The sequence below is a fragment of the Streptomyces sp. NBC_00670 genome (assembly GCF_036226765.1).
Taxonomy (GTDB): Bacteria; Actinomycetota; Actinomycetes; order Streptomycetales; family Streptomycetaceae; genus Streptomyces.
In genome coordinates, this window is the sequence record NZ_CP109017.1 from 2511619 (window position 1) to 2523917 (window position 12299).

Genomic DNA, 12299 nt, shown 5'->3' on the forward strand with positions numbered 1-12299 from the left:
AGGGTAGGGGCGGCGGGGGCGGAAGAAAGCCCCGGCCGCCCGCACGGCCGTCAGGACTGCGGGTGGTGCGGGGGGATCGGGGGGAGGTCCCCCGTCGTCTCGTACCCCGCCAGCATCTCGATGCGGCGGACGTGCCGCGCATCGCCCGAGAACGGCGTCGCGAGGAACACCTCGACGAACTTCACCGCCTCCTCGCGCGAATGCATCCGCGCCCCCACCGCCACCACGTTCGCGTCATTGTGCTCCCGCCCCAACGACGCCGTCTCCTCACTCCACGCCAGCGCCGCCCGCACCCCCTTCACCTTGTTCGCCGCGATCTGCTCCCCGTTGCCGGAGCCGCCGATCACCACGCCGAGCGAGCCGGGGTCGCCCGCCGTGCGCTCCGCCGCGCGGAGGCAGAACGGCGGGTAGTCGTCCTGGGCGTCGTACACGTGCGGCCCGCAGTCCACGGGCTCGTGCCCCGCCGCCTTGAGCCATTCGACGAGGTGGTTCTTGAGTTCGTAACCGGCGTGATCGGAGCCGAGATAGACGCGCATGGTTCCGAGTGTGGCACGGCCCCCGCCGCGTCGGCCTCCCGGGTACCGCGCACCCAAACTGTGAGACGCGCTACGGAACCACAGGTAAGCCGCTTGTAAAATATCCGAAACTCAGGTTCCACAGGACATCACCCTGGGATTCACTGGTCCGGCCCGTGCGCCGCTCGCACGGGCGGGCGGCCCGTCCCACCCCTCGCACGTGTTCCGCCCGTGCGGCGTTCGTGCACCCCTCGTGAAACGCCGGATGATCCGCGCGCACCGGGGGAAGACGACAGCCCTACTCACCGGCCCCGGCTCCCACCCCCCGGCCCCGGCGCAAAGGAAGACGCGCATGACCTCGCAGCCGACCCTGGCGACCCCCGGAAACGGCCCCGAACCCGGGAAACCCGACCCGGGCCCCGGTACCGGACTCCAGGCGGGACTCAAGAACCGCCACCTGACCATGATCGCCATCGGCGGCGTCATCGGCGCCGGCCTCTTCGTCGGCTCCGGCTCCGGCATCGCCGCGACCGGCCCCGGCATCCTGCTGTCGTACGGGCTCGTCGGCGTCCTCGTGGTGCTGGTGATGCGGATGCTCGGCGAGATGTCCGCCGCCAACCCGACCTCGGGCTCGTTCTCGGCCCACGCCGACCGGGCGCTGGGCCGCTGGGCCGGGTTCTCCATCGGCTGGCTGTACTGGTTCTTCTGGGTGGTCGTCCTGGCGGTCGAGGCGACCGCGGGGGCGACGATCCTGGCGGGCTGGGTCCCGGCGGTGCCGCAGTGGGGCTGGGCCCTGATCGTCATGGTGGTCCTCACCGCGACCAACCTCGCCTCGGTCGGCTCCTACGGCGAGTTCGAGTTCTGGTTCGCCGGGATCAAGGTCGTCGCGATCACGGTGTTCATCGTCGTCGGCGGGCTGGCCGTGTTCGGGGTGCTGCCCGGCGTCGACAGCGACCGTGCGGGGCTCGGCAACCTCACCGATCACGGCGGCTTCCTGCCGCACGGGCCCGGCGCGATCCTCACGGGGGTGCTGCTGGTCGTCTTCTCCTTCATGGGCAGCGAGATCCCGACGCTCGCCGCCGGTGAGTCCGAGGACCCGCAGCGGGCGGTGACCAAGGCGACCAACAGCATCATCTGGCGGATCGCCGTGTTCTATCTGGGCTCGATCTTCGTCGTCGTCTGTCTGCTGCCGTGGAACGACAAGGCGATCACCGACGACGGCAGTTACGTCGCCGCGCTGGACTCGCTCGGCATCGCGCACGCCGGGCAGTTGATGAACGTCGTCGTGCTGACCTCGGTGCTGTCCTGCCTCAACTCCGGCCTGTACACCGCCTCCCGGATGGCGTTCTCGCTGGGCGAGCGGGGCGACGCGCCCAAGGCGTTCGCGCGGACCACGCGGCGGGGCGTGCCGATGACGGCGATCGTCGCCTCGGTGGTCTTCGGGTTCGTGGCGGTGTTCTTCAACTACGAGTTCCCGGACTCGGTCTTCCTCTTCCTGGTCAACTCCTCCGGCGCGGTCGCGCTGTTCGTGTGGCTGGTGATCTGCTTCTCGCAGTTGCGGATGCGGCGGATCATCCAGCGCGAGGCCCCGGAACGGCTGGTCGTACGGATGTGGCTGTACCCGTATCTGACCTGGGCGACGGCCGCGCTGATCGTCTTCGTCCTCGGCTACATGCTGACCGACACCGAGCACGACGGGCGCGAGACGGTACTGCTGTCGCTGCTGGTGGCGGCGGGGGTGCTGGTGGTCGCGGTGGTGAAGGAGCGGGTGGTCGCGCGGCGCCGGGCGGCGGTGCGCTGACGGGCGCCGCGGACATACGGGAGGGGCGGGAGCCGTACGCGGCTCCCGCCCCTCTCCCGTGCGAGCCCTCTGCCCGCCCGCGCCTCAGCGCTTGACCAGCCGCCAGGCCGCCGGGAGCGCGCCCATCGCCAGGGCGGCCTTGAGCGCGTCGCCGATCAGGAACGGGGTCAGGCCGGCCGCGAGCGCGGCGGAGGCGGACATGCCGGTCACGAGCGCCAGGTAGGGCACGCCGACGGCGTAGATGATCGCCTCGCCCACCAGCATCGTGCCGGCGGTGCGCAGCGCCGAGCGGTCGCCGCCGCGGCGGGCCAGCGCGCCGACGGCGAGGGCGGCGAGCATCATGCCGAGGACGTAGCCGAAGGAGGGCGCGCCCGCGCCGGAGACGCCGCCCGCGAACCACGGCACGCCCACGGTGCCGGCCAGCGCGTACAGCGCGAGGGAGAGGAAGCCGCGGCCGGCGCCGAGGGAGGTGCCGACCAGGAGCGCGGCGAAGGTCTGGCCGGTCACCGGCACCGGGGAGCCGGGGACGGGCACGGAGAGCTGGGCGGCGAGTCCGGTGAGCACGGCGCCGCCGGCCACGAGGGCGGCGTCCCGGACGCGGGTGGAGGGGAGCAGGTCGGCGAGGACCTGACCGGGGCGGACGAGGGCGGCGGTGCTCATGGGGACTCCGCGGGTGAGGTGAGGACGGTTCGGGACACCGTGACGCTATCCGGTGGATGCCCGGTCCTACACCGTCACCGTCCGACAAAGCGGGGAACGGGGCGTTGATGGGGTCCGTACAAAGGCGGTGCCTCACACCTCCTGCGGCGTGACGCTGCTCACCCCGGACGACGGCGTCGTGGGCGCGCCGGGCGTACGCGGGCGGACTGTAGGGACCCGCCAACGGCGTCGGCCGCCGGTGGGCCGTGCCCGGCCTCACCCGGCCGTCTCCCCCGGCCGCCGGACACGCCGCGCCCCCTTCCCCTCGCTGACGCCCGACGCTTCTTGTTGCTAGCGTGTAGTTGCAAGTAATGTGCAATAAAGGCCGGAGGGGATCGATCCGCCATGCCCGTCTACACGCTGCCGGAACTGCCGTACGACTACGCGGCCCTCGCACCCGTGATCAGCCCCGAGATCATCGAACTGCACCACGACAAGCACCACGCGGGGTATGTGAAGGGCGCCAACGACACGCTGGAGCATCTGGCCGAGGCGCGGGACAAGGACCAGTGGGGCTCGGTCAACGGGCTGGAGAAGAACCTGGCCTTTCACCTCTCCGGCCACATCCTGCACTCGATCTACTGGCAGAACATGACCGGCGACGGCGGCGGGGAGCCGCTGGCGGCGGACGGCGTGGGCGAGCTGGCGGACGCGATCGCCGAGTCGTTCGGGACGTTCGCCTCGTTCAAGGCGCAGCTGTCGAAGGCGGCGGCCACGACGCAGGGCTCCGGCTGGGGCGTCCTCGCGTACGAGCCGCTGAGCGGGCGGCTGATCGTCGAGCAGGTCTACGACCACCAGGGCAACGTGGGCCAGGGCGCCACGCCGATCCTGGTCTTCGACGCCTGGGAGCACGCGTTCTATCTGCAGTACCGCAACCAGAAGGTCGACTTCGTCGAGGCGATGTGGCGGGTGGTGAACTGGCAGGACGTCGCCCGGCGTTACGCGGCGGCGAAGTCGCGCACGGATGTTCTGCTGCTGGCGCCCCGACGGCACACTGAAGCGGCCTGCTCGTGATCGTCTTCTCACCGCTCACCGGGCAGGCGCAGAGAGGAAATCCCCCGGGAGGACGTGACTCCCGGGGGGTTTCCGGCTGCCGGTGCCGGAACACGCCCCCGGCGGGACCGGTTCCGGGCTCCCGACGCGGCGCCCTCCGACCGTACGCTCCCGGCCGGGCGGCCGGCGGCCCCGCGGGCACCGCGAGGCCGCCGTCCCGTCACAGATTGCTGAAGTCCGGACCCTTCGTGCGCGTGCGCTTGATCTCGTAGAAGCCGGGGACCGAGGCGACCGCGAGGGTGCCGTCCCAGAGGCGGGCGGCCTCATCGCCCTGGGGCGCGGGGGTGACCACGGGGCCGAAGAAGGCGATCTCCTCGCCGTCCGGGCCGGGCACCGCGATCACCGGGGTGCCCACCTCCTGGCCGACCTTGTCGATGCCCTCCTTGTGCGAGGCGCGCAGCTCCGCCTCGAACTCGAAGTCCTCCTGGTCGGCGTAGTCGATCAGCCCGGCGGGCAGTCCGGCGTCGGAGAGCGCGCCGACGATCGCCTCGCGGGTGGTGCCCTCGCCGCGGTTGTGGATGCGGGTGCCGAGCGCGGTGTAGAGCGGGCCGAGCACCTCGGCGCCGTGCTTCTGCCAGGCCGCGGTGACGACCCGCACCGGCAGCCAGGCGCGGGTGGTCATCGTCTCGCGGTAGCCGGCGTCCAGCGTGTCGAGCTTGTTCTCGTTGAGCACCGCTAGACTCATGACGTGCCAGCGGACCTCGATGTCGCGGACCTTCTCGACCTCCAGGACCCAGCGGGAGGTCATCCACGCCCAGGGGCACAGCGGGTCGAACCAGAAGTCGACCGGGACCTTCCCGGAGGCCTCACCGGTCCCCGCGGTCGCGGCAGTCACTCCCGCCTCGGCGGCCTGACTCGTGTCAACGGTCTCGTGCGTCTCATGCGTCTCGGACATGCGTCTCCTCGGGGAGCGGTCGTACGGCCGGATGCCGTACACGGGGTGCCGAGCGGGTCGCGGGGGCGGCCCGGTGGGGAGTCGGCGGTCTGCCCTGTCGCAACATGGCGGGAGGTGCCGGACATTCCCCGGTGCCCGATGTCAGGGGCACATGGCAGGATCGGTCCTGTACGTGTGTGTCCGGCATCCGAGACGGAGCGCCGGACCCTTTCCTGACATACCGAGGGAGTGCCGCCCGTGCCCGGTGAGAACCTGTCCCGCGACGAGGCCCGGGAGCGGGCCGCACTGCTGTCCGTCGACGGGTACGACGTGTCGCTCGACCTGCGCTCGGCCGTGGGCGACGCCCCGGCCGACGGGCCGCACACGTTCCGTTCGGTCACCACGATCCGCTTCCGCTGCGCCGAGCCGGGCGCCGCGAGCTTCGCGGACCTCGTCGCCCCGAGCGTCACCGCGCTCTCGCTCAACGGCCGCGACCTCGACCCCGGCGAGGTCTTCGACGGCGCCCGGATCCGCCTGGAGGACCTGGCCGCGGAGAACGAGCTGGTGGTGGACGCCCAGTGCGCCTACTCCCGCACGGGCGAGGGCATGCACCGCTTCGTCGACCCGGAGGACGGCGAGGTCTACCTCTACACGCAGTACGAACCGGCCGACTCCCGCCGCGTCTTCACCAACTTCGAACAGCCCGACCTCAAGGCCCCGTTCCGCTTCGAGGTGCGGGCCCCCGAGGGCTGGACGGTGTGGAGCAACGGCGTCGGCGAGCAGCGCGACGGCGTGTGGCGCTTCGCCGAGACGAAGCCGATCTCGACGTACATCACCTGCGTCGTCGCGGGCCCGTACCACTACGTGACGGACCACTACGAGCGGACGTTCGAGGACGGGACACGGCTGGAGATCCCGCTCGGCGCGCTGTGCCGCAAGGGGCTCGCCAAGCACTTCGACGCGGACGACGTCTTCCTCATCACCAAGCAGGGCCTGGACTTCTTCCACGACCGCTTCGACCACCCGTACCCGTTCGGCAAGTACGACCAGGCGTTCGTGCCCGAGTACAACCTGGGGGCGATGGAGAACCCGGGGCTCGTGACCTTCCGCGAGGAGTACATCTTCCGCGGGAAGGTGACCCGGGCCTCCTACGAGGGCCGCGCCAACACGATCCTGCACGAGATGGCGCACATGTGGTTCGGCGATCTCGTCACCATGGAGTGGTGGGACGACCTGTGGCTGAAGGAGTCCTTCGCCGACTTCATGGGCGCGTTCGCGAACGTCGGCGCGACCCGGTTCAAGGACGCCTGGATCACCTTCGCCAACCGCCGCAAGGCCTGGGCGTACCGCGCCGACCAGCTGCCCTCCACGCACCCGATCACGGCGGACATCCGCGACCTGGAGGACGCCAAGCTCAACTTCGACGGGATCACGTACGCCAAGGGCGCCTCCGTGCTGAAGCAGCTCGTCGCCTACGTGGGCCAGGACGCCTTCCTGGAGGGCGCCCGGCGCTACTTCAAGCGGCACGCGTACGGCAACACCCGGCTCGGTGACCTGCTGGCGGTCCTGGAGGAGACCAGCGGGCGGGACATGGCCGCGTGGTCGCGCGCCTGGCTGGAGACGGCCGGCGTCAACTCCCTTACCCCGCAGGTGCTGCTGAGCACCGACGGGCGGGTGGAGGAGCTGGCCGTCGTCCAGGAGGCCGCCGAGTCGCACCCCACGATCCGCCCGCACCGGGTGGCGGTGGGCCTCTACCGGAGCGAGGACGGGGCGCTGGTGCGGTACGCGCGCGCCGAGGCGGACGTCGCCGGGCCGCGCACGGTCGTCGCCGGACTGGCGGGCGAGCAGGCGCCGGACCTGGTGCTCGTCAACGACGACGACCTGACGTACTGCAAGATCCGCTTCGACGAGACCTCGCTGGCCACGCTGCGCGACCGGCTCGGCGACCTCACGGACCCGCTGGCGCGGGCGCTGTGCTGGTCGGCGCTGTGGAACCTGACCCGGGACGCGCTGCTGCCCGCGCGGGACTTCGTCGACCTGGTGCTGCGGTTCGCGGGCCGCGAGTCCGACATCGGCGTGCTGCACATGCTGCACGCGTGGGCCGAGTCCGCGCTCACCCACTACGCCGCGCCCGAGTGGCGCGAGACCGGCGCCCGGCTGCTGTCCGAGGGCGCGCTGCGCGAGCTGCGGGCGGCCGAGCCGGGCAGCCAGCACCAGCTCACCTGGGCGCGGTTCTTCGCGGCGGTCGCCGCCGGGGAGGCGGACCTCGCCGTGCTGCGCGGGCTGCTGGAGGACACCGAGAAGATCGACGGCCTGGAGGTGGACCAGGAGCTGCGCTGGACGTTCCTGGAGCCGCTGACCGCGCACGGCGCCGTGGACGAGGCGGCGCTCGCTGCGGAACTCGCCCGGGACGACACCGCCTCCGGCAAGCGGCACCAGGTGCGCTGCCTGGCAGCGCGCCCCTCGGCGGAGGTCAAGGCGCGGGCCTGGGAGCGGGTGGTGGAGTCCGACGCGCTGTCCAACGCGCTGGTGGAGGCGACGATCGCGGGGTTCGCGCAGCCGTCCCAGCGGGAGCTGCTCGCGCCGTACGCGGAGAAGTACTTCGCGGTGATCGAACGGGTGTGGGCGGAGCGGTCCATCCAGATCGGGATGGACGTGGTCCGCGGCCTGTACCCGGCGCTCCAGGCCTCGCGGGAGACCCTGGCGGCGACGGACGCGTGGCTGACGGCCCACGAGGACGCGGCCCCGGCGCTGCGCCGCCTGGTCCTGGAGGCCCGGGACGACCTGGCGCGCGGGCTGCGCGGCCAGGAGTGCGACGCGGCGGCGGCAGCCGGCTGACGCCGGAACGGAGGGTGCGGCCCCGGCGTCAACTTCCCGTTCCCCACGGGGTGTTACGCAACTCTGACGTCGGGGCCGTAACCCGGGGCGCCGCCCGTCCGGACCAGCCTCTTCGGCACTCGAACAGCTGTCCTTTAGTGCCGCCTTGTCCTGGTTCGTCGACGGGCGCGTAACAGCGGTTATCGGGCGGTCCGGGGCCGGGAAACTCCCCCGCATGACGCACAACACCCCCCTCTCCCCCCGCCCGCTCCAGCACCTCTCCGACGCCCGCCCCCGCGTGCTGTCCGCCGCGCAGCTGCGCGCCCACGGCGTCGGCGCCGCCGAGACCGACGAGCGGTGCCGGCCCGGCGGCCCCTGGCAGCAACTGCTGCCGGGGGTCGTACTGCTGCACCCCGGCCCGCCCACCTCGGAGGAGCGGCTGCACGCGGTGCTGCTCTACGCCGACCGCGCGCAGAGCCGCTCCGGCGCGGCCGTCCCGGGCATCCCGCCGCAGCCGGGCGCCGCGCAGGCCCACGAGTCCGGCCCCGCCCCGCGCCCGGTGCCCGCCGTCGGGGCGATGGTCACCGGGCTCGCCGCGCTCACCCTGCACGGCTTCACCGCCTCCCCGCCGCTGCCGTCCCTGGACCGCATCGACGTCCTCGTCCCCCGCACCCGGCGGCTGCGCAGCGTCGGCTGCGTCCGTCTCGTGCGCACCTCCGTGCTGCCCGCCCCCGAGCGGGTCACCGGCGTGCCCGTCACCCCGGTGCCGCGCGCCCTGGCCGACGCGGTGGCGCAACTGTCGGACGCCACCACGGTGCGCCGGCTGCTGACCGAGGCGGTCCGCGGCGGCCACTGCGAACCGGCCGCCGTCGTACGGGAGCTGACGCAGGCGCGGCTGCTGAACCGGCCGCACGTGGTGGACGCCGTGGACGCGCTGCTCGCCGAGGGCCGCACCCTCGCCGAGGAGCGGCTGTACCGGATGGTCGAGGAGTACGGACTGCCGGACCCGGTGTGGAACGTGGACCTGCGGCTGCCGGGCGGCCCGCACCTGGGCGGGGTGGACGCCTACTGGCCCGAGGCCGCGGTCGCCGTGGAGCTGGACACGCGTGCCCCGCGCCACGGCGGCCCGCAGGGCGCGGGGCGCCCGGACGACGACGCCCTGTGGACGGAGCACGCGCGCAAGCGGGAGCACCTGGAGCGGCTGGGCGTCACCGTCCTCCACGTCACCCCGAAGAAGCTGCGGGACGCGAGGGAGCAGCAGGCGACGGTGGTCCGTACGGCGCTGATGGCCGCGGCGGACCGGAAGCCGCCCGCGTACATCGTGGTCCTGCCCAGGTGAGCGCGGTTGTCGTGCTGCTCTACGCCTTCTTCAGGACGAGTTCGGTGTTGCGGTCCCCGGGGTCGCCCGAGAGGGTCGCGCGGGAGCCGGGTGCGTTGAAGGCGAGTTCGCGGTAGAGGGCGGCGAGCCCGGTCTGGGTGAGGTCGGCGAAGTCGGTGCGGTGCGGGGCGGCGGACTCCACGAGCGTGGTGAACAGGGAGAGCGTGCCGTCCTTGTTGTCGACGACCTCGATCACCCGGGCGAGCTGCGGGAAGTCGACGTGGGAGGCGGTGGAGACCTCCCAGAAGGAGCCGTTGCCGGGGGAGTGGTGGGGGGTGATGGCGTTCTTGTGGCTGTGGCCGTTGACCCAGGCGAGCACGTTGGGGTGGCGGCCGAGGACGGTGACCAGCTCGTCGCCGCCGTGCCGCTTCTCGCCGGGGCGGCCGGGGTCGGTGCGCAGATTGCGCATCGTCCTGCTGGTGTGGTGGCTGAAGACGAGGACGTGGGCGTCCCGGTTGTCGCGCAGCGTCTTCTCCAGCCAGCGCAGTTGGGCGTCGCCGATCGAGCCCTCGTAGTGGCCGCCGGGGTCGGTGGTGTCGAGGCTGATCCCGAGGACGTCGTCGGCGATGCGAAAGGCGTAGTACTGGGTGCCGGCGTCGAGGTTGGCCTGCGTGTAGCCGTGGCCGACGGGGCCGGGGCCGGTGTGCGCGGGGTCGAGGTGGGCCTTGAGGTACTCGGCGGGGGTGAAGGGGGCGCGGGCCTCGTCGGGGGTGACGGAACGCATGTGGCGGGCCTGGGACTTCAGCAGGGCGCGGAAGTCGGCGCCGGTGGGGTCGCCGCCGTGCCGGACGTTGTCCCAGATGGCCTTGCCCGCGTGCTCGTCCAGGCTCATCAGTTTGCGGCCGCCGACGGCGAACTCGGCGAACCAGGAGTCGCCGGGGGCGTAGCAGCCGCCGGGCAGGGCGTCGTGGTTGCCGACGGTGGAGTACCAGGGGAGGTGGAGGCCGGGGCTGTTGACCTCGGCGATCGCGGCGGCGAGGAAGCCGTCGAGACGGGGGAAGCCGTGCTGCTTGTCGGCGTCGCGCAGGGCGGAGTCGGGCTGCCAGTACAGCGTCAGACCGCTGTTCTGGACGCCCTCGTAGTGGCGGGGGTCGCCGGAGTTGGGGGTGACGCGGCCGCCGCTCATCACCTTGAGGAACCAGTCCAGTTCCGTGCGGGAGTTGTTGTCGCAGTTGTCACCGGTCGTCATCACGAAGTGCAGCGGGGAGCCGGTGGCGGGGGCGCCGCGCAGGGCGTTGACGCGTTCGACGAGGGAGGCGGCACCGGCGACGGACAGGGCCTCCTGGGGACGCCAGGCGCTGGAGGTCTGGGCGCGCAGGTACTCGTAGCGCAGGGGGTGCTGGACGTCGACCAGGTGCAGGTCGGTGAACTGGACGAACGCGGCGAGGGCGGTACGGCGGGCCGCCCGGCCGCCCGCGGCGGCGGCGAGGTCGGTGCGGACGACACGGGGCCAGGCGGGGCCGTCGCCGAGGCGGCGGTAACCGGTGTCCTTGCCGGCGGGGGTGGCGGGGGTGGCGGCGGTGGCGAGGGTGGTGCCGCGGGTGTAGGGGGCGAGGGGTGCGGCCGCGGCGGGGCGCCCGTGGGTGATGAGCGGCGGTTCGGCGCCGGCAGCGGCCTTGTCGGGGCGGAGGGCGAGCCCGAGGCCGACGGAGGCGGTGGCCGCGCCGGCGGTGGCGAGGAGGGTGCGGCGGGTGGGGGCGAAGGGGGTGGTGCTGGTGCCTGTGGTGGGGGGTTCTGTGGCGGCTGAGCGTTGGCGCGGCATGGCGGGATCTCCCCGGGGGCGAACGCATCGACGGTGGCGCGGGGTTCGCCTGCGCGAACCTTCCGCTCACCGGGATGCTTGGCACCGGGGGTGGCGACGGCGTGAACGGGACGGCAACGTTGCGGCGCCCCCAGAGGTTTTTTCGGCTGCGGGGCGAGGCGGAGCCTGGGGGCGCCGCGGAGGCGCACACGGGTCGTGCGTCGCTACGGCAGGCCGACTTACGGGCGCTCCGATGCGTCAAGCCAGTAGGTGGCAAGCATCTCGGCCGGCCAGGCCGGCAACAGCGACGCCGATGGTTGCGGTGGACGAACGTGGCACAGGCGGCTTTCGAGGGTTCCACCCGGTCCAGCAGGATCGCGATGGCCTACTGGTGAAGCGTGGACGCCTCACTCACCCAGGGAGAGAGGTAAGCGTCCCTCAATCCCCGATGATGTAGACATAGCCGGCCTTTTTCAGGGCCAACCACGCGATCTCCAGGATCTCGTCGATGACCGCGGGCCGACCAGCAGGGAGTGCCTCAAGTTCTTCAATCAGGCGTTCGGTCTGCCAACTGTTGAACATGGTGTCGCCGTGAGGCATGACTCCGCGTCGAATCGAGCCCGGCGGAGCCGACAAGCACAGGCGCGCGAAGGACGCGTCCCGGTCATCAGCCACCATCCGCAGCCTTTGATGCCCCACAGCCTGCGCGTATATGGCCAGCCCCATTCGAACTCCCTGTCATTCGGGATACATAGACACAACGGAGCGGTGCCCCAACTGTGACAGCGATACCTGCGGGTAGCGCGTGGCGCCGTGTCTGGTCGGGGATGACTCGGGTAAGGGTGGCAAGGGCGAGCAGCCCTTACGGCAAGCTCCCCACCCGCCCCGTCGGCGGGCGGTCGTGCCACAGGCGCAGGGCCGTGTCGACGTACGGGACACGCTCCAGCGCGCCCACCTCCGACAGTTCGTGCCACGCCGCCAGGTCCGTCGAGCCGTCGACCTCCGAGCGCAGTTCACCGCCCACCACCCGCACCTCGTACATCACCCGCACCGCCTGGTGGTCGACCGGACCCCGCCGCCAGCCCCGGCGCGGGATCACCCGCCGTGCCGACTCCACCCCCAGCAGCGCCACCGGCTCCACCCGGTACCCCGTCTCCTCCTCCACCTCCCGCACCACCGTCCCGTACGGGTCCTCCCCGTGTTCCATCCCCCCGCCCGGCAACGTCCACCGCCGCGGCCCGCCCGCCCCGGTCCACCGGGCCAGCAGGATCCGCCCGTCCCGGACACACACGGCGTAGGCCGCCACCCTCACGTTCTGCCGCATGCGGCGACGTTACGGGGCGACGGCAGAAAACCCCGCGTCACCCGGACGGAACCACCCGCTTTGCCCGCTAACTCCCCGATGACGTATGGCGGAAGTA

At 72.3% G+C, this 12299-nt stretch carries 10 protein-coding genes; 4 read left to right on the forward strand and 6 right to left on the reverse strand.

Annotated elements, in window-relative coordinates:
* Nucleotides 1-50: 50 nt before the first annotated feature.
* The gene (locus OIE12_RS11125) at nucleotides 51-536 is read right to left on the reverse strand and encodes a ribose-5-phosphate isomerase (RefSeq protein WP_329134262.1); all 486 of its coding nucleotides are present in this window, start codon (nucleotides 534-536) and stop codon (nucleotides 51-53) included.
* A gap of 331 nt (nucleotides 537-867) precedes the next feature.
* Between OIE12_RS11125 and OIE12_RS11130 the strand changes: the two genes are divergently transcribed.
* On the forward strand, nucleotides 868-2316 hold the full coding sequence (locus OIE12_RS11130) for an amino acid permease (RefSeq protein WP_329134265.1): 1449 nt from the start codon (nucleotides 868-870) through the stop codon (nucleotides 2314-2316).
* Between the two features lie 84 nt (nucleotides 2317-2400).
* Here OIE12_RS11130 and OIE12_RS11135 read toward each other — a convergent pair whose 3' ends face one another.
* The gene (locus OIE12_RS11135) at nucleotides 2401-2976 is read right to left on the reverse strand and encodes a biotin transporter BioY (protein WP_329134267.1); all 576 of its coding nucleotides are present in this window, start codon (nucleotides 2974-2976) and stop codon (nucleotides 2401-2403) included.
* A 384-nt stretch (nucleotides 2977-3360) separates the two neighbouring features.
* Here OIE12_RS11135 and OIE12_RS11140 point away from each other — a divergent pair, with 384 nt between their 5' ends.
* A complete protein-coding gene (locus OIE12_RS11140) occupies nucleotides 3361-4029 on the forward strand; it encodes a superoxide dismutase (protein ID WP_329134269.1) in 669 nt (222 codons plus the stop codon).
* 199 nt (nucleotides 4030-4228) lie between these two features.
* Here the strand turns inward: OIE12_RS11140 and OIE12_RS11145 are convergent, their stop codons facing one another.
* Complete coding sequence (locus OIE12_RS11145) at nucleotides 4229-4963, reverse strand: mycothiol-dependent nitroreductase Rv2466c family protein (RefSeq protein WP_329134271.1); 735 nt, start codon at nucleotides 4961-4963, stop codon at nucleotides 4229-4231.
* Nucleotides 4964-5200: 237 nt separating this feature from the next.
* Here OIE12_RS11145 and pepN point away from each other — a divergent pair, with 237 nt between their 5' ends.
* Nucleotides 5201-7780 carry an aminopeptidase N gene (gene pepN, locus OIE12_RS11150; protein WP_329134273.1) on the forward strand — a complete coding sequence of 860 codons (2580 nt, stop codon included), beginning with the start codon at nucleotides 5201-5203 and terminating at the stop codon, nucleotides 7778-7780.
* 214 nt (nucleotides 7781-7994) lie between these two features.
* Complete coding sequence (locus OIE12_RS11155; protein ID WP_329134275.1) at nucleotides 7995-9098, forward strand: hypothetical protein; 1104 nt, start codon at nucleotides 7995-7997, stop codon at nucleotides 9096-9098.
* A 19-nt stretch (nucleotides 9099-9117) separates the two neighbouring features.
* On the opposite strand, the gene OIE12_RS11160 is transcribed toward OIE12_RS11155, so the two are convergent.
* The 3 genes from OIE12_RS11160 to OIE12_RS11170 all read right to left on the reverse strand — a co-directional run bounded on the left by OIE12_RS11160 (nucleotide 9118) and on the right by OIE12_RS11170 (nucleotide 12202).
* Nucleotides 9118-10899 (reverse strand): TIGR03767 family metallophosphoesterase, encoded by a 1782-nt coding sequence (locus OIE12_RS11160; RefSeq protein WP_329134277.1) that lies wholly within the window; start codon nucleotides 10897-10899, stop codon nucleotides 9118-9120.
* 417 nt (nucleotides 10900-11316) lie between these two features.
* Nucleotides 11317-11604: a hypothetical protein gene (locus OIE12_RS11165; protein WP_329134278.1), complete on the reverse strand. Its 288-nt coding sequence runs from the start codon at nucleotides 11602-11604 to the stop codon at nucleotides 11317-11319.
* Between the two features lie 136 nt (nucleotides 11605-11740).
* The gene (locus OIE12_RS11170) at nucleotides 11741-12202 is read right to left on the reverse strand and encodes an NUDIX hydrolase (protein ID WP_329134280.1); all 462 of its coding nucleotides are present in this window, start codon (nucleotides 12200-12202) and stop codon (nucleotides 11741-11743) included.
* Nucleotides 12203-12299: the final 97 nt, after the last annotated feature.